20 protein-coding genes are annotated in these 21,247 nt (G+C 59.1%); 13 read left to right on the top strand and 7 right to left on the bottom strand.

Annotated features, from left to right (window positions below):
• Positions 1 to 157 precede the first annotated feature (157 nt).
• A complete protein-coding gene (gene ppsA, locus F451_RS0111620) occupies positions 158 to 2,548 on the top strand; it encodes a phosphoenolpyruvate synthase (protein ID WP_020681540.1) in 2,391 nt (796 codons plus the stop codon).
• 143 nt (positions 2,549 to 2,691) lie between these two features.
• Here the strand turns inward: ppsA and F451_RS0111615 are convergent, their stop codons facing one another.
• Positions 2,692 to 3,645 (bottom strand): LysR family transcriptional regulator, encoded by a 954-nt coding sequence (locus tag F451_RS0111615; protein ID WP_020681539.1) that lies wholly within the window; start codon positions 3,643 to 3,645, stop codon positions 2,692 to 2,694.
• Positions 3,646 to 3,768: 123 nt separating this feature from the next.
• Here F451_RS0111615 and ydiJ point away from each other — a divergent pair, with 123 nt between their 5' ends.
• Positions 3,769 to 6,837 carry a D-2-hydroxyglutarate dehydrogenase YdiJ gene (gene ydiJ / locus F451_RS0111610; RefSeq protein WP_020681538.1) on the top strand — a complete coding sequence of 1,023 codons (3,069 nt, stop codon included), beginning with the start codon at positions 3,769 to 3,771 and terminating at the stop codon, positions 6,835 to 6,837.
• Positions 6,838 to 6,939: 102 nt separating this feature from the next.
• Here ydiJ and F451_RS0111605 read toward each other — a convergent pair whose 3' ends face one another.
• Entirely contained in the window at positions 6,940 to 7,713 is a 774-nt protein-coding gene (locus tag F451_RS0111605; protein ID WP_020681537.1) for a ferredoxin--NADP reductase, read from the bottom strand.
• A gap of 119 nt (positions 7,714 to 7,832) precedes the next feature.
• Between F451_RS0111605 and F451_RS25435 the strand changes: the two genes are divergently transcribed.
• Positions 7,833 to 8,711: a LysR family transcriptional regulator gene (locus F451_RS25435; RefSeq protein WP_020681536.1), complete on the top strand. Its 879-nt coding sequence runs from the start codon at positions 7,833 to 7,835 to the stop codon at positions 8,709 to 8,711.
• On the opposite strand, the gene F451_RS0111590 is transcribed toward F451_RS25435, so the two are convergent.
• On the bottom strand, positions 8,708 to 9,493 hold the full coding sequence (locus tag F451_RS0111590; RefSeq protein WP_020681535.1) for a slipin family protein: 786 nt from the start codon (positions 9,491 to 9,493) through the stop codon (positions 8,708 to 8,710). The two genes, F451_RS25435 and F451_RS0111590, sit on opposite strands and share 4 nt — an antisense overlap.
• The gene (locus F451_RS0111585; RefSeq protein WP_083928419.1) at positions 9,490 to 10,896 is read right to left on the bottom strand and encodes an NfeD family protein; all 1,407 of its coding nucleotides are present in this window, start codon (positions 10,894 to 10,896) and stop codon (positions 9,490 to 9,492) included. Before F451_RS0111585 ends, F451_RS0111590 begins: the two co-directional genes overlap by 4 nt.
• Positions 10,897 to 11,021: 125 nt before the next feature.
• Here F451_RS0111585 and chrA point away from each other — a divergent pair, with 125 nt between their 5' ends.
• Positions 11,022 to 12,167 (top strand): chromate efflux transporter, encoded by a 1,146-nt coding sequence (gene chrA, locus F451_RS0111580; protein ID WP_020681533.1) that lies wholly within the window; start codon positions 11,022 to 11,024, stop codon positions 12,165 to 12,167.
• 10 nt (positions 12,168 to 12,177) lie between these two features.
• On the opposite strand, the gene F451_RS0111575 is transcribed toward chrA, so the two are convergent.
• Entirely contained in the window at positions 12,178 to 12,630 is a 453-nt protein-coding gene (locus F451_RS0111575) for a YaiI/YqxD family protein (RefSeq protein WP_020681532.1), read from the bottom strand.
• A 164-nt stretch (positions 12,631 to 12,794) separates the two neighbouring features.
• On the opposite strand from F451_RS0111575, the gene F451_RS0111570 reads away from it, so the two are divergent.
• Positions 12,795 to 13,286, top strand: a complete 492-nt coding sequence (locus F451_RS0111570; RefSeq protein ID WP_020681531.1) for a putative 4-hydroxy-4-methyl-2-oxoglutarate aldolase — start codon at positions 12,795 to 12,797, stop codon at positions 13,284 to 13,286.
• Between the two features lie 308 nt (positions 13,287 to 13,594).
• A complete protein-coding gene (locus F451_RS0111565; RefSeq protein WP_020681530.1) occupies positions 13,595 to 14,623 on the top strand; it encodes an NAD(P)/FAD-dependent oxidoreductase in 1,029 nt (342 codons plus the stop codon).
• 32 nt (positions 14,624 to 14,655) lie between these two features.
• Here F451_RS0111565 and F451_RS0111560 read toward each other — a convergent pair whose 3' ends face one another.
• Positions 14,656 to 15,084 (bottom strand): RrF2 family transcriptional regulator, encoded by a 429-nt coding sequence (locus F451_RS0111560; RefSeq protein WP_020681529.1) that lies wholly within the window; start codon positions 15,082 to 15,084, stop codon positions 14,656 to 14,658.
• Positions 15,085 to 15,209: 125 nt separating this feature from the next.
• Between F451_RS0111560 and F451_RS0111555 the strand changes: the two genes are divergently transcribed.
• Complete coding sequence (locus tag F451_RS0111555) at positions 15,210 to 15,866, top strand: HAD family hydrolase (RefSeq protein ID WP_020681528.1); 657 nt, start codon at positions 15,210 to 15,212, stop codon at positions 15,864 to 15,866.
• A gap of 12 nt (positions 15,867 to 15,878) precedes the next feature.
• Positions 15,879 to 16,886, top strand: coding sequence for a S49 family peptidase (locus F451_RS0111550; protein WP_020681527.1), 1,008 nt, complete (start codon positions 15,879 to 15,881; stop codon positions 16,884 to 16,886).
• Between the two features lie 68 nt (positions 16,887 to 16,954).
• Here the strand turns inward: F451_RS0111550 and F451_RS0111545 are convergent, their stop codons facing one another.
• On the bottom strand, positions 16,955 to 17,536 hold the full coding sequence (locus tag F451_RS0111545; protein WP_020681526.1) for a Maf family nucleotide pyrophosphatase: 582 nt from the start codon (positions 17,534 to 17,536) through the stop codon (positions 16,955 to 16,957).
• A 123-nt stretch (positions 17,537 to 17,659) separates the two neighbouring features.
• On the opposite strand from F451_RS0111545, the gene F451_RS0111540 reads away from it, so the two are divergent.
• The 5 genes from F451_RS0111540 to fabG all read left to right on the top strand — a co-directional run bounded on the left by F451_RS0111540 (position 17,660) and on the right by fabG (position 21,245).
• On the top strand, positions 17,660 to 18,184 hold the full coding sequence (locus tag F451_RS0111540; RefSeq protein ID WP_026291707.1) for a YceD family protein: 525 nt from the start codon (positions 17,660 to 17,662) through the stop codon (positions 18,182 to 18,184).
• 18 nt (positions 18,185 to 18,202) lie between these two features.
• Positions 18,203 to 18,385, top strand: a complete 183-nt coding sequence (rpmF, locus tag F451_RS0111535) for a 50S ribosomal protein L32 (protein ID WP_020681524.1) — start codon at positions 18,203 to 18,205, stop codon at positions 18,383 to 18,385.
• A gap of 2 nt (positions 18,386 to 18,387) precedes the next feature.
• The gene (gene plsX, locus F451_RS0111530) at positions 18,388 to 19,404 is read left to right on the top strand and encodes a phosphate acyltransferase PlsX (protein WP_020681523.1); all 1,017 of its coding nucleotides are present in this window, start codon (positions 18,388 to 18,390) and stop codon (positions 19,402 to 19,404) included.
• Positions 19,405 to 19,548: 144 nt separating this feature from the next.
• Positions 19,549 to 20,481 (top strand): ACP S-malonyltransferase, encoded by a 933-nt coding sequence (gene fabD, locus F451_RS0111525; RefSeq protein WP_020681522.1) that lies wholly within the window; start codon positions 19,549 to 19,551, stop codon positions 20,479 to 20,481.
• Positions 20,482 to 20,501: 20 nt separating this feature from the next.
• A complete protein-coding gene (gene fabG / locus F451_RS0111520) occupies positions 20,502 to 21,245 on the top strand; it encodes a 3-oxoacyl-ACP reductase FabG (RefSeq protein WP_020681521.1) in 744 nt (247 codons plus the stop codon).
• The last annotated feature ends 2 nt before the right edge of the window (positions 21,246 to 21,247 follow it).

Here is a 21,247-nt window from a genome sequence, read left to right as displayed (position 1 = left end):
AAAACCGCTTAATTTTGGCACTATAACAGATTCTAATGAGGTTAAATTAGCCCTTCGGTAGCGGCGATTTTCTAATAAAAGTGCAGTATTATCCCGGCTGATTCCGTGTAAATGGGCGGTTTGGCGGTACTCACAACGGGCAACAGGAGAACGCATTTTGCAGCATTATGTACAGCGCCTTGACCAGGTTGGTATGGCAGATGTCGATACAGTGGGCGGAAAAAATGCATCGTTAGGTGAAATGATCAGCCAGCTGAGTTCGGCGGGTGTCAGGGTACCAACGGGCTTTGCGACCACGGCGAAGGCATATCGCGATTTTCTGGCGTTCGATGGCCTTTCGCAGCGTATTGACGAGACGCTCAAAATGCTGGATGCCGACGATGTTCAGGCGCTGGCGAGTACCGGCCGAAAGATTCGCCAGTGGATTCTGGATGCGCCGCTGCAGCCGGAGCTTGAGCGGGCCATTGAAACCGCCTTTGCCGAAATGACGAAAGACAATGAGCAGATGGCGGTGGCCGTGCGTTCTTCCGCCACGGCCGAAGACCTGCCGGATGCCTCTTTTGCCGGGCAGCAGGAAACCTTTTTGAACATCCGCGGCCTGGATAACGTCAAGCACGCGATTCGTGAAGTCTTCGCTTCACTGTATAACGACCGGGCCATTTCCTACCGGGTACACCAGGGCTACGAACACATTGATGTTGCGCTCTCCGCGGGTATTCAGCGCATGGTGCGCAGTGAAACCGGTGCCGCCGGCGTCATGTTCACCCTGGATACCGAATCCGGCTTCCAGCACGCAGTGTTTATTACGTCGGCCTACGGTCTGGGCGAGACCGTGGTGCAGGGGGCCGTGAATCCCGATGAGTTCTATGTATTCAAGCCGACCTTGAGCCAGAATGTGCCGTCCATTTTGCGCCGCAACCTGGGCTCCAAGGCGATCAAGATGATCTATACCGCCGAAGGGCGCGCCGGCCGGGCGGTGGAAACCGTCGAGGTACCCGTGGAGGCGCGCAATCAGTTCTCCATTACAGATGCCGACGTCGAAGGGCTGGCGCGCATTGCGGTGACTATCGAAAACCATTATGGCCGGCCGATGGATATCGAATGGGCCAAGGACGGAGACGACGGCCAGCTGTATATCGTGCAGGCGCGCCCGGAGACGGTCAAAAGCCGTGCCCAGAGCAACGTGATTGAGCGTTACATGCTCAAGGAAACAGGCAAGGTGCTGGTCCAGGGGCGCTCCATCGGTCATCGCATTGGAGCCGGTCCCGTGCGTCTGGTGAACGACCTGAGCCAGATGCACCTGGTACAGCCGGGTGATGTACTGGTTACAGACATGACGGACCCGGACTGGGAGCCGGTCATGAAGCGCGCAGCGGCCATTGTTACCAACCGCGGCGGCCGTACCTGCCACGCGGCCATCATTGCGCGCGAACTCGGTATTCCCGCCATCGTGGGGTGTGGTGATGCCACCGAGCTGCTGAGCGAAGGGCAGCAGGTAACGGTGTCCTGCGCCGAAGGTGATACCGGGCTGATTTATGAGGGACAGCTGAACTTTGAGCATCAGACCAGCAGTGTGGCGTCGATGCCGCCGTTGCCCTTCGATGTGATGATGAACGTGGGTAACCCCGACCGCGCCTTTGATTTTCAGGCGCTGCCCAATGCCGGTGTGGGGCTTGCCCGGCTGGAATTCATCATCAACCGCATGATCGGCGTGCACCCCAAGGCACTATTGAATTTCGACAGCCAGAAGCCGGACCTGCAGCAGACCATCAGGCGTCGTTGCGCCGGTTATGCGAGCCCGGTGCAGTTTTACGTCGACAAGCTGGTGGAAGGCATCTCCACCCTGGGGGCGGCGTTCTATCCGAAGAAAGTCATCGTGCGCATGTCGGATTTCAAGTCCAATGAATATGGTCACCTGATAGGCGGTGCCGAGTTTGAGCCGGACGAAGAAAATCCCATGCTGGGTTTTCGCGGTGCCGCACGCTATATCGCAGAGTCGTTCCGTGACTGTTTCGAGCTCGAATGCCGCGCGCTGAAATATGTACGCGACACCATGCGACTGACCAATATCGAAATCATGATTCCGTTCGTACGCACGCCGGGTGAAGCGCGCCGTGTAGTGGAGCTGTTGGCCGAAAACGGGCTGCGACGGGGCGAAAATGGTCTGCGCCTGATCATGATGTGCGAGATTCCTTCCAACGCGCTGCTGGCCGACCAGTTTCTGGAGTTCTTTGATGGTTTCTCCATCGGCTCCAATGACCTGACCCAGCTGACCCTTGGGCTGGACCGTGACTCCGGTGTTATTGCGCACCTGTTCGACGAGCGCAATGAGGCGGTCAAGCGCTTGCTGTCCATGGCCATCGAGGCGTGCCGCCGTCAGGGCAAATATATCGGCATCTGTGGTCAGGGGCCGTCCGATCACCCGGATCTGGCGCAGTGGCTGATGGAGCAGGGTATCAGCAGCGTGTCGCTGAACCCGGATTCAGTGCTGGATACCTGGTTTTTCCTGGCCAATCATCTGCCGGAAACACGACAGACCATGGCGTAACTGCAACAAAGACGCGGTTGAATGAATGGCTGCATCAAGGCAGTGTTTTATTCCCCCCTGTTTAAAATGATTCAACAATGATTCGGCGGCCTTCGGGCCGCTCTTTTTGCCAGGTTTTTTATACCGTTATCTTGTGTTGCGGTTTAGATAACGCACTCGACATGGGCCGGCATTGGCATGGCGGCGAAGGTCTGTCGCAGCAGTTGCAACATGGCATGGGCCGCGGGGCTGAGGGAGCGGCCACGCCGACGGATGATATAGAGATCGCGGTACAGCGCGGGCTCTGATAGCGGCCTGAAGCCCAGCTGTGCGAACGAGCGTGTACCGGCTGCAAGTGCGGGTAATACGGACAGCCCTATGCCTGCTTCTACCAGTGCGGCCAGGCCTGCAGGGTTGGATACTTCGATGGCCGGCCGGTCCAGGCCCTCCCTTAGTGTATCCCCGGCGGGAGTCTGGGCCAGTTGGGCGCGAATGCCGGTATCGGTGGAGAGCAGCAGCAGTTCTTCGCTTGCCAGTGCCTTCCAGGGCAGGGACGTGAGCGATTTTGCGCCGGCCTGGTTAAAGCGATGTCCCTCGCTGAACACCACCCCAAAGCGGTCACGCAAAATGGGGGTATAGCTCAGGTCGGGCTGATCGGAGTGGTTGCCCCCAACGCCGAAATCCACGTCATTGGCCAGTACATGTTGCTCAATGCCGGCGGCGCTGTCATCGCGCAACAGAATGCCGATGTTGGCGTGGTGTTGGCGGTAGGCTTTTACCACCGTTGGCATCAGGCAGGCGATGGTGGATGGCGATGCGGCTATGCCGACCTGGCCGTGCTGGTATTCCGCGACGGCCTGCAGATCGGACAGTGCCGTGTCAAAGTCCGATAAAAGTCGCTCGGCCACCGGCAAAAAGCGTTCCCCTTCTGGGTTGAGCAATACCCGCCGCGTGGTTCGATCCAGCAATGTCAGGCCGCTTTGCTGTTCCAGCTGTTTGATGGTGGCGGTCAGCGATGACTGAGTCAGGTGCAGGTGCTTGGCGGCTTCGGTAAAGCTGCCCTGGTGAGCGACAGCGACAAAGGCCCGCAGGTGCCGGATTGAAATATTATTCGCCATTACTTATTAATCTATAAAATTTTAGCGTTTGAATGATAAATGTGAATTCTGCATCATAGTTCACATACAGACAATCCCGCGCATCCCTGCGCAAGCGATGCGATAACGAGGACCCGCGAGCCCATGATCCCGCACATCAGGCACACTGACACCACGGCGACCCTTTACCTGGAGTTTATCGAGCAGTTACAACAACAGGGGTTTGGCGGCGATACCAACCCGGATTATGCCAACCGGGTGGTGCAGTCCACCGACAACAGCATCTACCAGCTGCTGCCGCAGGCGGTGGTCTATCCGGCCGGTGTCGAGGATCTGATGCTGATCGCGCGGCTCTCGAATCAGCCTCGCTTCAGCAGCATACGCATGAGTGCGCGCGGTGGTGGTACCGGGACCAATGGTCAGTCGCTCAGCGATGGCCTGATTGTCGATATCTCCCGGCACATGAACCGGATCATTGAAATCAATGTCAAGGAACGCTGGGTGCGGGTGCAGGGCGGGGTGGTCAAGGATCAGCTCAATGCTGCGCTCAAGCCCCATGGCCTGTTTTTTGCCCCTGAGCTGTCCACCAGCAATCGCGCCACCCTGGGTGGCATGATCAATACAGATGCCAGCGGTCAGGGATCCTGCCTGTACGGCAAGACGCGCGACCATGTGCTTGAGCTGCGCTCGGTGCTGCTGGATGGCAGCTTCTGGGAGTCAAAGCCGCTGACGGAGGCCAAGCTGCAGAAGATCCAGGCGCGGGACGACCTGGTGGGTGAGGTGCACCGTCTGGTGGACGGCATCTACGCCGAGAAAAAGGAGCTGATTGAGGCTCGCTTTCCAAAGCTGAATCGTTGCCTGACCGGCTATGATCTGGCGCATATTCGCGATGAGCAGGGGCGTTTCGACCTCAATTCGGTGTTGTGCGGATCAGAAGGCTCGCTGGCCTTTATTGCCGAGGCCAAGCTGAATGTCCTGCCGATTCCCAAATATTCCGCCCTGGTCAATATCAAGTACGACAGCTTTGAAAGCTCGTTGCGCGATGCCAAGGCGCTGACGGCCTGGGGCCCGACGTCGCTCGAAACCGTGGATTCCCGAGTGCTGAACCTGGCCATGGGCGATATTGTCTGGGACTCGGTGCGTGACTATTTCCCGCACAACGCAGGTGAGCCCAGCATTCAGGGCATCAACCTGGTGGAATATACCGGGGACGATGAAGCGCAGCTGCGTGATGACGTGGCCAAGTTGGTGGCGCATCTGGAGGAGGTGAGCGGTCAGCCAGGCAGGAGTTTCGGTCATACGGTGGTCTTTGGTGCCGCCGAGATCGGCAAGATCTGGGGTATGCGCAAGAAGGCTGTGGGTCTGCTGGGAAATGCGGAGGGGGACCGGCGCCCGATTCCCTTCGTTGAGGATACGGCCGTACCGCCGGAAAATCTGGCGGACTTCATCATGGAGTTCCGTGCCGTGCTGGACCAGCGTGGCCTGACCTATGGCATGTTTGGTCATGTGGATGCCGGCGTGCTGCATGTGCGCCCGGCCATCGACATGAAGGATCCGGCGCAGGAGGGCATGATTCGCGAGGTCACCGATGAGGTGGTACGGCTGACGCAGAAATACAAGGGCTTGCTCTGGGGTGAGCACGGCAAGGGCGTGCGTTCCGAATACGCGCCTGAATTCTTCGGTGAGCTGTACCCTGAATTGCAGCGCATCAAGGGCGCATTTGACCCGCATAACCAGCTCAACCCCGGCAAGATCGCGACACCGATGATCGAGGGCGCGCAGCTGCTGAAAATCGACGAAGTACCCACCCGGGGACAGCATGACCGGCAGATCGGCGAAGCGGTGCGCAAAAGCTATGATTCGGCCATGAACTGTAACGGCAATGGCGCCTGCTTCAACTATGATCCCAATGACGCCATGTGCCCGTCCTGGAAAGGCACCCGCGAGCGGATTCATTCACCCAAGGGACGCGCGTCGCTGGTGCGTGAATGGTTGCGCCTGATGTCGAATCAGGGGGTGGATCTGAACGAGGCCGGCGCGCAGGTGCGCAATTCCTCGTTTGTTAGAGGGTTGCCGCAGCGCATTCGCAACAGCCTGCGCAAGCGTCGCGGCGAGTATGACTTTTCCAACGAGGTGCATGCATCCATGATGGGCTGCCTGGCCTGCAAGTCCTGCGTGGGTCAGTGCCCCATCAAGGTCAATGTGCCGGATTTCCGCGCCCGCTTTCTGGAAGTTTATTACGGCCGCTATCTGCGCCCGGTGAAGGACTATGTGGTCGGTAGCCTCGAATACATGATTCCGACCCTGGCCCGCTTTCCGGGGCCCTACAACTGGGCCATGCAAAACGTGCTGATGAAGCGCTTCTTCAGCCGTCAGGTCGGCATGGTGGACAGCCCGGCCATCTCAACCAGTGATCTGCAGTCGGGCCTGCGCCGGCGAGGTATTGAGCTGGCGACGCCTGAACTGGTTCAGGGTCTGTCCGACGCCCAGCGCAGCAAGGCGGTGGTCATCGTGCAGGATGCCTTCACCAGTTACTTCGAAACCGGACTGGTACTGGATCTTGTGGACCTTCTTAGCCGGCTGGGCTTCTATGTGCTGGTGGCGCCGTTTCGGCCAAACGGCAAGCCGCTGCATGTGCATGGCTTTATGGGGGCATTTGAGAAGGCAGCGCGACAAAATGCCAGCATGCTCAATGCCCTGGCCGGCAGCGGCCTGCCGCTGGTGGGTATAGATCCGTCCATGACCCTGACGTACCGGCAGGAGTACGCCTATGCGCTGAAGTCAGACGAACTGCCGCCGGTGCGCCTGATACAGGAGTGGCTGGTTGAGCAGCAAGAGGTGCTGGACGCTGCCCGCAAAGGCATGCCGGCGGCCCATTTCAAGCTGCTGGCGCACTGTACCGAAAAGACCTCGGCGGCGCCGTCCATACGCAGCTGGCAGCAGATATTTTCGGCGCTGGGCCAGCGTCTGGAACTATTGTCGGTGGGCTGCTGCGGCATGTCCGGCACCTATGGTCACGAGAGTGCCAACCTGGAAACCTCGCGGCGTATCTATGATCTGAGCTGGCGGGAGCCGGTGAATGATGCACAGAACCATGAGCGTCTGGTCGCCACGGGCTATTCGTGTCGCAGCCAGGTCAAGCGTTTTGATGAGCAGGAAATACCCCATCCGGTGCAGGCCCTGCTGGAACAGCTCTGTCAGGCCCGGGCCTGATCGCCGACCTTGAGTTGAATGTGATTGAGTGCGATTAAAAAAGGCGCCCGTGCAAAACACGGGCGCCTTTTTTGCGGGGGAAGGGGTTACCCTGTTCGCAGCTTACTTTTCAACGAAAGCGCGTTCGATGACGTAGTGGCTCTGTTCGCCATGGCGCGATTCGCTAAAGCCCCAGTCATTCAGAATGTCGCAGGTTTCCTTGAGCATGCTCGGGCTGCCGCAGATCATGAAGCGGTCATCCTCGAGGGTAGGCTGTGGCAGCCCCAGGTCGCGGAACAGCTTGCCGCTGCGCATCAGGTCTGTCAGGCGACCCTGGTTGCGGAATGGCTCGCGGGTGACCGTCGGGTAGTACAGCAGCTTTTCGCGGATTTCTTCGCCGAAAAATTCGTTGTTGGGCAGTTCTTCCAGTATGGTCTGCTGATAGGCCAGCTCGGATACGGAGCGAACGCCATGGGTCAGAATCACGCGGTCGTACAGCTCATAAATTTCCGGGTCGCGGATAATGCTCATGAAAGGGGCAAGGCCGGTACCGGTGCTGAGCAGGTAAAGATTACGCCCGGGCAGCAGATGATCGGCTACCAGCGTGCCTGTGGGCTTGCGGCTGATCAGCACTTCGTCACCTACTTGCAGGCGCTGCAGGTGAGAGGTGAGCGGGCCGTCCTGTACCTTGATGCTGAAAAATTCCATTTCGTCTTCGTAGTTGGCACTGGCAATACTGTAGGCGCGCATCAGCGGGCGCCCTTCGAGCTCCAGCCCGATCATGGTGAAATGGCCGTTCTTGAAGCGAAAACCCGGATCACGGGTTGTGGTGAAACTGAACAGGGTTTCGTTCCAGTGGTGTACGGCGGTAACCTTTTCGCGGTTGAGATTGCTCATTGTGCCTTTTCCTTCACCCTAATCGGCGATGCTTATAACCTAATGACAGCAAGAGTAGCGCTATCTATAACCAGCTGTAAAAATGAATTTTTCAATAACCTTTATCGGTTTTAGCGATTATGAAGTACACCCTGCGTCAACTTCAGGTGTTTCTGGCCGCTGCCCACAGCCAGAACATCACCCGCGCAGCCGAGGAACTGGCAATGTCGCAGTCCGCTGCCAGTGGGGCCCTGCGCGAGCTGGAAACCCATTTCGACATTCAGCTGTTCGACCGTGTGGGCAAGCGTCTGCAACTGAATGAACTGGGCCGTCTGCTGCAGCCCCGCGTCGAGGCACTGCTGGCCCAGGCGCTGGAGCTGGAAACGGCGCTGCAGCAGCATGCCGAAGCCGGGCCGCTGAAAGTCGGTGCCACGCTGAGCATTGGCAATTATCTGGCGGTCGGTATCATGGCGCGCTACATGGTGGATCACCCCGATGCCAGGGTCTCTCTGGATGTGGAGAACACGGCGATCATTGCCGACAAGGTGCGTAATTACGAGCTGGATATCGGCCTGGTCGAAGGTGAGGTCCAGCATGCGGATCTGGAGGTTATTCCCTGGCGCGAAGATGAGCTGGTGGTGTTCTGCGCCGCTGATCATGCCCTGGCGCGCTGTAGCGAACTGAGCGATGAGCAGTTGCTGGCGGTACCCTGGATACTGCGCGAAGCCGGTTCAGGCACGCGGCAGGCGTTCGATCGTGCGCTGTACGGGCTGATGCCGCAGCTGCATATTCTGCTTGAGCTGCAGCATACCGAAGCGATCAAGCGGGCGGTGCAGGCAGGGCTCGGGGTGGGCTGCCTGTCCCGGGTCACGCTGGAGGATGCCTTTCGCCGCGGAGACCTGGTGCCGCTTAAGGTACCGGGGCGGGACTTCAGGCGGCTGTTTTACTTTGTCATTCACCGGCAAAAATACCGCAGCGCGGGGTTGGTGCGCTGGATTCAGCTCTGTCGTGAAAGTTAAGCCTTCTTGGTGCTGTCATCGGGTGGCGCACTGGATGGTGCTGCACGCTTGAAGGCGCTGAATATATCCAGCGGCAGCGGAAATACGACGGTGTTGCTGTGGGCGCCGGCGATCTCGGTCAGGGTCTGCAGATAGCGCAGCTGCAAGGCCTGTGGCTGGGTCGCGAGAATATTGGCAGCATCCAGCAGTTGTTGCGACGCTTCGAATTCCCCCTTGGCATGAATCACCTTGGCGCGTCTTTCCCGCTCCGCCTCAGCCTGGCGTGCAATGGCGCGAATCATGCTCTCATCAAGGTCGACATGCTTGAGCTCGACATTCGATACCTTGATGCCCCAGGCGTCGGTTTGTTTGTCGAGTATGGCCTGGATGTCGGCGTTGAGTTTTTCGCGACCGGCCAGCATGTCGTCGAGTTCGTGTTGCCCCAGCACTGAACGCAAGGTGGTTTGAGACAACTGGCTGGTGGCTTCAAGAAAGTTCTCTACCTGGATGATGGCGCGCTCCGGGTCGACAACGCGGAAGTAAACCACTGCGTTGACCTTGACCGAGACGTTGTCGCGGGAGATGACATCCTGGGTGGGGACATCCATGACGACGGTGCGCAGGTCGACGCGGACCATTTGCTGCACCAGCGGCACCACGATGATCAGCCCGGGTCCCTTCACCCTGTAGAAGCGGCCGAGCAGAAAAATGACGCCGCGCTGGTATTCGCGCAGAACGCGAAACATCGACAGCAGGAACAGGACGACAAGCACAATGACGGTGGTGGTGAAGTATAAGGTCATGTTTCCCTCCGCAGCTTCTTTACCGACAGGCGCAGCCCGCGCGCTGTCAGGATCTCGACGGGGTCGCCGGGTTGCAGCGGCTCAGTGCAGTCCGCTTGCCAGAGCTCGCCCCGAACCCTTACCAGTGGCTGGCCTTCGTGCAGTTCCTCGACCACGGCGTTCACACCCGTCAGGGCGTCGATTCCGGAGACGACGGCCTGGTGGCGCGAACGCCATACCATGCCGAGCATGAAAATCAGCATGGCGGCGCTGCTCAGTGCCAGTGCCAGGATCACGGGCAGCGCGATCTGGTACGCGGGCAGCTGGGTGTCCATCAGGATAATGGAGCCGACGACGAATGCGATCAGGCCGCCGAGCCCCAGCACGCCGAAACTTGGCGCAAAGGCCTCGGCCACCATCAGGGCCACGCCCAGTATGACAAGCCCGAGACCGGCATAGCTCACCGGCAGTACCTGAAAGGCATAGAGTGCCAGCAGGATGCAGACTGCACCGACGATGCCGGGCAGGCCCACGCCCGGATTGGAGAACTCGAAAATCAGCCCGTAGATGCCAAGCAGCATCAGCACGTAGGCGACGTTGGGGTTGGTGATGACTGCCAGGAACTCGCTGCGCCAGTCGGGCTGGAGTTCGACACGGGGGGCGTCGGCGAGCTTGAGCGTTCTGTTCTGGCCGGCAATGTTGACCGTGCGTCCCTCAAGCTGGGCGATGAGGTCGTCCAGATCGCTGGCGATCAGGTCGATGACCCCCAGCTCCATGGCCCGACTGGACGCGATGCTGGCGCCCTGGCGCACCGCTTGTTCGGCCCAGTCGCCGTTGCGGCCACGCAGCTCGGCGAGACCCCTGATATAGGCCACAGCATCATTGATCAGCTTGCGTTCCATCGCCGTGCCCGGCGCATTGGCGGCTGTGTCTTTGTCGTCAGTGGCGCCGTTCTGCCCGTCGCGCTCAGGTTGTGATGCGGGCAGCGTGGGCGACGCGATCTGCACCGGTGTCGCGGCACCAAGGTTGGTTGCGGGGGACATGGCTGCAATGTGACAGGCATAGAGCACATAGGTCCCGGCGCTGGCGGCCCGGGCACCGCCAGGGTGTACGTAGCCGATCACGGGTATGGGCGAGCCGAGGATGTTGCGGACCAGGTCACGCATGGACAGGTCGAGCCCGCCTGGCGTATCGATGCGAATGATCACCGCGCGCGCGCCGGCTTTAGCAGCGTCGTCGATGCCGCGGCTCAGATAATCGGTACTGGCGGGGCCCAGTACTCCCTTGAGGTCAAGCACCCAAATGCCGCCGGACACGGGTGGAGGAGCGGCAGAGAAGGGCGTCAACGTGCAGGTCAGGCCGAACAGCAGCAACAGGAGCGACAGCAGACGCAGGTATTTCGCACAGGCTGACTGGGTTTGCATACCTTCAGTATAGATGTCCCGCTCCAATTCAGATCCGCGCTCAGTCAAGGTGCGCCGGGGCGACAGCACAGGTTCATGTTGGCTGTGGTATAAGGCGCCATCTCTTGTTGGATGGATCGCTTGGTATGTGGCAGGTTTTTCTTCAGTTCCTGATGCTCGGGTGCATCAGCTTCGGCGGTCCGGCCGCCCATATCGGTTATTTTCGCAACCGTTTCGTGGAACGGCTCGAATGGCTCGATGACAAGGCATTCGCCGATCTCCTGGCGCTGTGCCAGTTTCTGCCGGGCCCGGCCTCCAGTCAGTTGGGGTTCGCGATCGGTTACCGGTGCGCCGGTCTTGGCGGCGCACTCTGTGCGTTCGCAGGATTTACATTACCTGCGCTGCTGCTCATGTTGCTGCTGGGCAGTGGAGGGGGATGGTTGGTGCAGCAGTCCTGGTTCGACGGTCTGCTGCACGGCCTAAAGCTGCTGGCATTTGTTGTCGTGGCCGATGCTGTTTTGGGTATGTTTCGAAGCTTCTGCCGGCGTCGTGGTGCGGCCGCCATTGCTGTCCTCAGCGCGGCGGCGCTACTTTGTGTGCCGGGAATCATCACACAGCTGCTGGTGCTGTTGCTGGCGGCAGGTCTCGGGGCCGCTTTGCTGCTCCAGCGCAGTGCTGAGGGCCTGATGCCAGATCAGGGCGGTGCCAATTACTGGGCGCTGGGCGGCTTTGCGGTCTTGCTGTTGCTGGCCCTGGCTGTTCCCGCAACGGGCCTGCCAGGTCTGGTCGGCGACTTCTACACCGCCGGCAGCCTAGTGTTCGGCGGCGGTCATGTGGTGCTGCCGTTGCTGCAGGGGCTGGTCGGAGATGCACTGGCGCCGGATCGTTTCCTGCTCGGATACGCGGCGGCGCAGGCCGTCCCAGGCCCGATGTTCACCCTTGCGACCTTCCTTGGCTACGAGCTCGCACCGGGAGCGCCACTGGCCGGTGCGTTGCTGGCAACCCTGGCCGTTTTTCTGCCGGGGTTTCTGCTACTGCTTGGCGTGCTGGGGCGCTGGCATCGTCTGGTATCGCAGCCGCAGCTGTGCGGTGCAATTGCCGGCGTCAATGCGGCGGTGGTCGGGCTGTTGCTGGCGGCACTCTACCAGCCGGTATTCGTCAGCGCGATACTGTCCGGACAGGACCTGGCGCTGGCCCTGGTCGGCTTCTTTCTGCTGCGGGGCCTTGGTCTTGGGGTGATCTGGCTAGTGCCACTGGCCATGCTTGCCGGCGTTGCGACGGGGTACGCGTAACGCTTCCCTGTCACGGTTTGGGCTTTCGTGCCAGAAACCGGTCGAGCTGGTTGGCGAAGGCCTGGCGATCGGCATTGCCGAGTGCAGCCGGTCCTCCGGTCTGAATGCCGGAACTGCGCAGGGTATCCATAAAGTCGCGCATCGACAGGCGCTGACGGATATTTTCCCGTGTATAGAGCTCGCCCCGGGGGTTGAGCGCCCAGGCGTTCTTGTCAATGACCTCGGCTGCCAGTGGAATATCGGCCGTGATGACCAGGTCGCCGGGCTGGAGCTTGCTGACAATGGTGTTGTCGGCAACATCAAACCCGCTGGCGACCTGTATGGAATCGATCAGGTTACCGGGCGGCGTACTCATGAACTGGTTGGCGACCAGCGTTGTGCGCGTGTTGGTACGCTGCGCCGCACGGAACAGGATATCCTTGATGATTTTGGGGCAGGCGTCGGCGTCGACCCATATGTGCATGCTGAGGGTGCTCCTTAAAGTCGCGGTGGGCGAAAATGTCCGTGTGGGCCCTATTATCCGACGTTACCCTGCCTTGGTGGTAGTGCATTTGTGTCGCCGATCATCGATCATGGCATTTTTACGGTGGCCTGTGGGCGGCTTATATTCACTTCAAGGAGTCAGTGATGGACGATCTTTTACCCGAGCTGTGTGATCATTTCGAAGCGCTGGTACAGGTGGTTGAACCCATGTTCGGCAGTTTCGGCGGTCGTGGTGCCTTCGGTGGCGAGATTGTCACCATCAAGGCATTTGAGGATAACTCCCGAGTACGTGAGCAGGTGGCGCTGCCGGGTGAAGGCAAGGTGCTGGTGGTGGACGGTGGCGGTTCCATGCGCCGGGCCATGCTGGGCGACATGCTGGCCGAAAAGGCCGCCGATAACGGTTGGGAAGGCATCGTGATTTATGGCTGTATTCGCGATGTCAACGCAATTGCCGATCTGGACCTGGGTGTGCAGGCGCTGGGCAGTCATCCCATGAAAACCGAGAAGCGGGGCCTTGGCGATGTCAATGTGCCGGTGACCTTTGGCGGAGTCACCTTCCGCCCGGGTGAATACGTCTACGGTGACAACAATGGGCTGCTGGTCAGTCCGCGCAAGCTTGAACTGCCGCACGACTGAGCCCGGTTGTGCCCGTGGCCAGCAAGCGTGTGGCGCTGGTTGGTCCCCTTTTTCTGGCCGTTTGTTACAGGCTGCCAGTCTCGTGGTTTTCAATATTTTTCATGCGTTTAGTCATTCGGCCATCGCGGTCACGGGTCAATGGCGCGTGAGGGTTGCCCGGGGGGGACCTGAGTCAGGCGTCTACACTGAGGATGCGGACCCAGCTGTGTCGCTGTTCATGTTGGATTCAACAACCGGGCGCACCATGGGCGTGTGCTGCATGGCATAGTCCGGGCGGGGTTCCGGTCCATGGCAACGGAGGCGGATGAATGAAGACGGCTGATGTACTGGTAATAGGCGCGGGCCCCTGTGGTCTGTTTCAGGTGTTTGAGCTTGGCCTGCAGGGGCTTGGTGCCATTGTGGTTGAGGCGCTGGACCAGCCGGGGGGGCAGTGTGCCGAGCTTTATCCGCAAAAGCCCATTTTCGATATTCCCGCTATCCCTGAAATCAGCGGTGCACAGCTGACGCAAAACCTGATGCGCCAGATCGAACCCTTTAAAGCGCAGTTCTGCTTTGGTGAGCGTATCGAGGCGCTTGAGCCGCGCGGCGAGCGCTTCTGGCTGCGTGGCAGCCGAGGAACCGAGTTTGATGTTGCCGCCGTGGTGATCGCAGCCGGTGCCGGTGCCTTTCAGCCCGTGCGGCTCAAGCTGGACGGTGTCGAGGCTTTCGAGGGACGTCAGCTGTTTTACGCGGTCAAGGACAGGGCGCAGTTTCGCAACAGGGATCTGGTGATTTTTGGGGGCGGCGATTCGGCGCTGGACTGGGCGCTGTCTCTGGTGCCAGAGGCACGCTCCGTGGTACTGGTGCATCGTTCTGAGCGTTTTCGGGCTCAGTCTGCGCTGGTGGATCAGATGCATGAGCTTTGTGCGCAGGGACACATGCGTTTCGTGGCCGGGCGGGCAAGCAGTTATCGTCAGACCAACGGCGATCTGTCCGCGGTAGAACTGGCTGACAGTGAAGGCGGGAAGCAGTGGCTGGAGGCGGACAGTCTGCTGGTATTCTTTGGCATGGTGCCTGATCCGGGGCCTGTCAAGCACTGGGGGCTGGCCATGGAGGCCAATCAGGTGCAGGTTGGCACCGAGCGCTTTGAAACCTCCATCCCGGGCGTATTCGCCATCGGCGATATCAATACTTATCCCGGCAAGAAAAAGCTGATTCTAAGCGGTTTTCATGAGGCGGCGCTGGCCGCCTTTGCCATCAAGGCCCGGCTGGAGCCTGGCAAGAGGGTGCATCTGCAATACACCACCACCAGCCCGTTGCTACGCCGGCGTCTGGGAGTTGAGGCTGATCGCGATTAAGGCGCCGCCTGTCTTGATGTGCCTGCGCGGGCTCAACCGGTCTTGCTGATCAACTGATGCTGCATGCGCGGGTTGTTGAGCATGTCGGCCAGGCTGTACTGGCCAAGGCTTGCCATAAAGGCGCGTTGCGCCTCGGCCAGGGCATTTTGCAGGTTGCAGATGCCGGCCAGGCGGCAGGGCTGGGATTCGCAATCAATCAGCGGAGCGGTGCCTTCGCTCTGGCTGACGATGGCGCCAAGGTTGATGTCTGCTGGAGGTAGGTTGAGCTTGAGGCCGCCATTTTTCCCGCGATAGGTTTTCAGATGCCCGCTTTTGGACAGCGCATGTACCACCTTGCGCAGGTGCTCTACCGATATCTGATAAAAGTCGGCAATCTCGTGCAGTGTTGTCAGGCGATCGTTGTTGATCGCGACATAAAACAGTACCCGCAGGGTGTAGTCCGTGAAGCGACTCAGTTGCATCGTAGTATCCCTAAAATGTTTTATAAATATACGTTGGTCTGCCGGGGTGCTGCAACTTTGCCGTCTTGCACCGGCTGACGCATTACTGCATTCTTTGCCGCCTTGGGAATTATAAGGGAGCTGTCGTGTACAAACTGCTGATTTTCGACTGGGATGGAACCGTCATCGATTCTGCAGCTCGAATTATTTCGAGTATGCAGCGTTCCGCATTTGACCTGGGCCTGGACCCACTGGATGCTGAAGCGATCCGCAATATTATCGGTCTTGGCTTGCCCGAGGCGATACGGGCTCTGGTGCCGGGTATCGATGTTGTGGGCATTGAGGCGATGCGCGAGCGTTATGCGCACTATTATGTGTCCGGCGACGACACCCCCGCTCACCTGTTCGCGGGAGCCCGTAGCACGCTCGAAAACCTGCATCGCAAGGGATATCGGTTAGCCGTGGCGACCGGCAAGAACCGGCGTGGACTGGATCGGGTGTTTGCGCAGACGGGGCTGGGCAGTCTGTTTGAGCTGTCCCGCTGTGCTGATGAGACCACCTCCAAGCCCGACCCGCATATGCTGCACGAGATATTGCAGCAAACCGGCGTCAGTGTCGCTGAGGCGCTGATGGTGGGCGATACCGAATATGATCTGGAAATGGGGCGTCGGGCGGGTATGGCGACCGTTGCCGTGAGCTATGGTGCGCACCACATTGACCGACTCAAGCCCTGGCGTCCGGTGCTGGAAATAGACAATTTCCCGGAGCTTGAACATTGGCTCGACGGACTGAATAAAACCTGACAGGAGCACCTCGTGGCGGATAACCCCTGGGACGAAAAAATGGATGACAAGTTGCAAGCGACGGTGGACAAGGCGCAGGAAGGTGGCAAGCGCGAATGGCGCCTGATTGAAAAACTGCTGATGGGGTTGCATGCAGAGCAGCGCCGCAGCCGGCGTTGGGGCATCTTTTTTAAACTGCTGACCTTTGCGTATCTGTTCGGGATCCTGGCCATCTTCCTGGTGGGCAAGGACGTGGGGCATGATGTACTGGTCAAGGAGCACACGGCGATTATTGATGTGCGCGGGCCCATCGCCGATGGCGAAGAGGCCAGTGCCGACAAGCTGGTCGGGGCCTTGCGTTCTGCGTTCAAGGAGCCCAAATCACGTGCCGTGATCATGCGTATCAACAGCCCCGGCGGCAGTCCGGTGCAGTCGGGGTATGTCTATGACGAAATCAAGCGTCTGCGGGGGCTCTATCCGCAAAAGAAACTCTATGCCGTCATCAGCGATATAGGTGCATCGGGCGCCTATTATATTGCGGCTGCAGCGGATGAAATTTACGCTGACAAGGCCAGTCTGGTGGGATCCATCGGGGTGACCTCTGCGGGCTTTGGTTTTGTCGAGCTCATGGACAAGCTGGGCATTGAGCGCCGCGCCTTGGTTTCTGGTGAGCACAAAACCTTTCTGGATCCCTTCAGTCCGCTGAAAGACAGCGAACGGCGCTTCTGGGAGGAAGTGCTTGGTACCACCCATCAGCAGTTCATCAATAAGGTGCGTGAGGGGCGTGGTGACCGCCTTAAGGGGGATGAGCGTGTGTTCAGCGGTTTGGTCTGGACGGGCGAGCAGGCGCTGAAGCTGGGGCTTGTTGATGGTCTTGGCAGCAGCAGCATGGTGGCGCGGGATATCGTGGGTGAGGAAGAGCTGGTTCAGTACGGCTCCAAGCTATCGCCACTGGAAAAACTGATCGACCGGCTCGGTGTCAGTTTCTCCAAATCCATGGCCGCCGAGCTGGGGCTTGGGGGCATGGGCGGGCTGCGCTAATCGACAGCCCCCCATCATTGGGGCTATGAGGGAGGCCAGGCCTCCCTTTTTGCTGGCTGCGATTTGATTCAGAGTACCTGGACACCGGCATTTTCCAGCATGCGAACCAGACGTATCAGTGGCAATCCGATCAGGCTGTTGGGGTCATCGCCCTCCAGGCGCTCAAACAGCGCAATACCGAGCCCTTCCGCCTTAAAGCTGCCAGCGCAATGATAGGGCTGTTCCCGTTGCAGATAGTGCTCTATCTGTTGCTCGCTCAAGCGACGAAAGTGCACGTAAAAGTCAATCGCATCGATCTGGCTATGCTGGCTGTTGCTGTTCAGCAGGCACAGGCCCGTGATGAAACGTACGCTGCGACCCGATGCGCGCCGTAACTGCGCGAACGCCCGGTCGTGCGTCAGCGGTTTGCCGATGATGTCTCCATCCAGCACGGCGACCTGATCGGAACCGATGATAAGTGCGTTAGGGGTCGTTTTGGCGACGGCACGGGCTTTGTCCAGCGCCAGGCGCCGTACCAGATTTTCAGCGGACTCGCCGGGGTGGGCGGCTTCGTCAATATCGGGGCTGATGCATTCATAGGGCAGCTGTAATTTGTCGAGCAGGGCGCGCCTGTAGACGGAGCTCGATGCCAGGATCAGTTTATTCATCATTGAATGCCATTTCAGCGTTACAGGGGATTCTATCCGGCGTAGAATACTAACCCGAATTAATCCTGTGGAAGACCCCTGTTTTTCTTTGACAGTCAGGGTTTTGCACCCTAGAATTGCGCGCTTATGTCGTACGGACCATTACCGAAAAGAGTTGACCCGCGAAAGCTTGCCGAACGGGAAGTACGTATCCAGGGGCTTGCCAGCCTGAATGGAATGCCGCGCTTGCAGTCTTATCTCGTTGAGAAAGACGGTGAGATCACCGTGGATCTTCTGTTTTCGCTGGATCCGCAACGTATTCGTACTGTTTCCGGCAGTGCTGAAGGCAGGGTCCAGATGGCGTGTCAGCGTTGTCTGGAGCCCGTCGAGGTTGACGTCGAAGCCAGCTTTAATCTGGCAGTCGCGCCCAGCGAGGAAGTGGCTAAAACATTGCCACGTCATTATGATCCGCTGATCGTTGAGGATGAAGATGTCGAGCTCTGGTCTGTCGTGGAGGAGGAGTTAATCCTCAACCTCCCGGTAGTGCCTTATCATGACGACTGTAGTATTCAGACCTCTTTCGGGGAAGTCGCCCCGGAAGATGTGAAGCCCAAAAAACCTAACCCGTTCAGTGTATTGGCCAAGCTGAAGGCCGACGCTGACAAGAGTTGAACTAGGAGTTATCTCACCATGGCAGTACAGAAGAACAAAAAGTCCCGGTCTAAGCGTGACATGCGTCGTTCCCATGACGCTCTGGGCACCCCGAGTCTTTCTGTTGAAGCCACCACTGGCGAAACTCATATGCGTCACCACGTGAGCGCCGATGGTTTTTACCGTGGTCGTCAGGTTGTTACCAAGCAGGACGAAATCTAAGCTTGTCCGGCTTTTATACCATTGCGGTTGATGCGATGGGTGGGGACTTCGGTCCCCGCGTTACGGTTCCCGCCACCGTTGAGGCGCTAGAGCGATACCCCCGTCTGACCATTAAACTGGTTGGTCAAACTGATTCCTTTACTCCCTACCTGCGTGATATCCCGGCATCCGTGCGCGAACGGCTGCAGTCTGTTCAGGCTGATGGCGTTATTGCCATGGATGAAAAGCCTTCCCATGCGTTGCGCAAAGGACAGAACACGTCTCTTGGTATAGCGTTGCAGCTGGTCGCCGATGGTCAGGCCAATGCCTGTGTCAGTGCCGGTAATACCGGCGCGCTGATGGTCATCGGCCGTCGCGTGCTGCGTATGCTGGAAGGTATCGACCGGCCGGCCATCGTCACTGCTGTGCCTACGCAGGACGGGCACTGCTACATGCTCGACCTGGGTGCCAATGTGGATTGCTGCGCCGAGCATTTGTTGCAGTTTGCCATTATGGGCTCTGTCATGACCCAGGCGGTGGATGGACTTGCCGCGCCCCGTGTTGGATTGCTGAATATCGGTCAGGAGGCAATCAAGGGTAATGAGCAGGTCAAGCTCGCGTCCACGCTGATCAAGGCGTATGGGCGGCTTAACTATATTGGCTATGTGGAAGGTGATGATATTTTCGCCGGGAAAGCCGATGTGGTGGTCTGTGACGGCTTTGTGGGCAATATTGCTCTCAAGAGTAGCGAGGGTGTTTCCCGGCTGGTTGCGCATGGGCTGGGTGCGGCGTTTAGGCGCACTCTTTATCGGCGCATGCTTGCCTGGCTGGCGCGCCCGGTGTTGAAGGAGCTGCAGCAGCAGCTCGATCCGTCTCGGCGTAACGGTGCGAGTTTGCTGGGGCTGCAGGGTATCGTAGTCAAGAGCCATGGTGGGGCGGGCCGTGCCTGCTTTGGTTACGCGATCGATGAAGCGGTGGCCGAAGTAAAGATGGATGTGCCAAGTCGAATCAGCGAGCAGCTTGCTGCGTCTCTCGTCTGAGTGCCTATACTGTGTTCCGATGTGTCGGGTTAAGGCGGCTCGCGGGGCGGTTCGGTCTGCCAAGCATCCGTTATTCATGTAAACTACCGCTCCTTTATGCCCGTAGGGCGGTTATCGCAATAAGATTGCAAAGACGAGGAATCCATGTCGCAGGCGCTTGCTTTTGTTTTCCCCGGACAGGGTTCCCAGCATTTGGGTATGCTGGCTGAACTCTCCGAACAGTATCCTGTTATTCAGGAAACCTTTGCCGAGGCGTCCCAGGCGCTGGGGTATGATCTCTGGGCGCTGGTGCAGCAGGGGCCTGAGGACGAACTTAACAAGACTGAAGTGACCCAGCCGGCGCTGCTGGCTGCCGGCGTCGCATTATGGCGCCTGTGGCAGCAGCAGGGCGGTGCCACGCCCGCGCTGATGGCCGGCCACAGCCTGGGCGAATACACAGCCCTGGTGTGCGCAGGCGTACTCGGTTTTGCAGATGGCGTGCGCCTGGTGCAATTGCGCGGCCGTTTCATGCAGGAAGCTGTACCTGCGGGTACGGGTGCGATGGCAGCCATTCTGGGGCTGGACGATGCGGCCATCGCTAGTGCCTGTGAGGCGGCTGCGCAGGGGCAGGTTGTCTCGCCGGTAAACTTCAATTGCCCGGGGCAGGTTGTCATCGCCGGTGAAAAGGACGCAGTTGAGCGCGGTATGGAAGCCTGCAAGGCGGCGGGCGCCAAGCGTGCGATTCCGCTGCCGGTGAGTGTGCCGTCTCACTGTGAGCTGATGCGTCCTGCTGCCGAGCAGATGGCGCCAGTGCTGGCGGACATTGCCCTGAACGCGCCGCAGATTCCGGTGCTGCAGAACGTTGACGCTGCGAAGCCGGAGACGCTGGAACAGATCCGGGAGAACCTGCTGGCGCAGTTATACAGTCCAGTGCTCTGGACCCGTACGGTGCAGGCCATGGTTGATGCCGGTGTTGAAACGCTGGTCGAGTGTGGTCCTGGCAAGGTATTGTCCGGCTTGAACAAGAAGGTGCACAGGGCATTGAATGTGGTTGCGATTAACGAGCCCGCAGGCCTTGCCAAGGCACTGGGCGAATAAAAATCGATAAGGGACAACAGATGAGTATCGAAGGTAAAGTGGCGCTGGTGACCGGCGCCACACGTGGAATCGGCAAGGCAATTGCGCATGATCTGGGTAGCCAGGGCGCCATCGTGGTGGGTACGGCAACCAGCGAATCCGGTGCCCAGACCATCAGCGCCTACCTCAGTGAAGCAGGCGTCAAAGGCATGGGTCTGGTGCTGGATGTGTCCAGTACCGAGTCAGTTGAGCAGGTTATCAAGCGCATTCAGGATGAGTTTGGTGCGGTTGAGATCCTCGTCAATAATGCCGGTATCACCCGTGATAATCTGATGATGCGCATGAAGGAAGATGAGTGGGATTCGGTGTTGAATACCAATCTCACCTCGGTTTATCGTGTCGTCAAGGCTTGCCTGCGGGGTATGACCAAGGCACGCTGGGGGCGCATTATCAGTGTCAGCTCGGTGGTGGCATCCATGGGTAATGCGGGGCAGGCGAACTATGCCGCGGCCAAGTCCGGTATGGAAGGCTTTACGCGTGCGTTGGCGCGTGAGGTGGGGTCGCGTAATATTACGGTTAACTGCGTCGCGCCGGGCTTTATTGATACCGACATGACCAGTGGCCTGGCGGATGAGCACAAGGCCCATCTGCAGGCGCAGATTCCAATGAATCGTCTCGGTCAGCCCGAGGAGATCGCTGCCGTGGTGGGCTTCCTGGCCGGTCAGGGGGGCGCTTATGTCACTGGTGAGACAATCCAGGTCAATGGCGGGATGTACATGGCCTGAAT

Origin of the sequence: Marinobacterium rhizophilum DSM 18822, assembly GCF_000378045.1 — a bacterium.
Taxonomy (GTDB): Bacteria; Pseudomonadota; Gammaproteobacteria; order Pseudomonadales; family Balneatricaceae; genus Marinobacterium_A; species Marinobacterium_A rhizophilum.
The sequence above is the reverse complement of the archived record's forward strand: the minus strand, read 5'-3'. Positions and strand labels throughout refer to the sequence as shown.

Coding starts and splice junctions, on each gene's coding strand:
- F451_RS0111565 (WP_020681530.1), top strand. CDS start 13,595: ATGAAGACGGCTGATGTACTGGTAATAGGCGCGGGCCCCTGTGGTCTG.
- F451_RS25435 (WP_020681536.1), top strand. CDS start 7,833: ATGAAGTACACCCTGCGTCAACTTCAGGTGTTTCTGGCCGCTGCCCAC.
- ydiJ (WP_020681538.1), top strand. CDS start 3,769: ATGATCCCGCACATCAGGCACACTGACACCACGGCGACCCTTTACCTG.
- F451_RS0111615 (WP_020681539.1), bottom strand. CDS start 3,645: ATGGCGAATAATATTTCAATCCGGCACCTGCGGGCCTTTGTCGCTGTC.
- rpmF (WP_020681524.1), top strand. CDS start 18,203: ATGGCAGTACAGAAGAACAAAAAGTCCCGGTCTAAGCGTGACATGCGT.
- chrA (WP_020681533.1), top strand. CDS start 11,022: ATGTGGCAGGTTTTTCTTCAGTTCCTGATGCTCGGGTGCATCAGCTTC.
- F451_RS0111575 (WP_020681532.1), bottom strand. CDS start 12,630: ATGCACATATGGGTCGACGCCGACGCCTGCCCCAAAATCATCAAGGAT.
- F451_RS0111540 (WP_026291707.1), top strand. CDS start 17,660: ATGTCGTACGGACCATTACCGAAAAGAGTTGACCCGCGAAAGCTTGCC.
- F451_RS0111585 (WP_083928419.1), bottom strand. CDS start 10,896: ATGCAAACCCAGTCAGCCTGTGCGAAATACCTGCGTCTGCTGTCGCTC.
- F451_RS0111545 (WP_020681526.1), bottom strand. CDS start 17,536: ATGATGAATAAACTGATCCTGGCATCGAGCTCCGTCTACAGGCGCGCC.
- F451_RS0111570 (WP_020681531.1), top strand. CDS start 12,795: ATGGACGATCTTTTACCCGAGCTGTGTGATCATTTCGAAGCGCTGGTA.
- fabG (WP_020681521.1), top strand. CDS start 20,502: ATGAGTATCGAAGGTAAAGTGGCGCTGGTGACCGGCGCCACACGTGGA.
- F451_RS0111560 (WP_020681529.1), bottom strand. CDS start 15,084: ATGCAACTGAGTCGCTTCACGGACTACACCCTGCGGGTACTGTTTTAT.
- F451_RS0111590 (WP_020681535.1), bottom strand. CDS start 9,493: ATGACCTTATACTTCACCACCACCGTCATTGTGCTTGTCGTCCTGTTC.
- fabD (WP_020681522.1), top strand. CDS start 19,549: ATGTCGCAGGCGCTTGCTTTTGTTTTCCCCGGACAGGGTTCCCAGCAT.
- F451_RS0111605 (WP_020681537.1), bottom strand. CDS start 7,713: ATGAGCAATCTCAACCGCGAAAAGGTTACCGCCGTACACCACTGGAAC.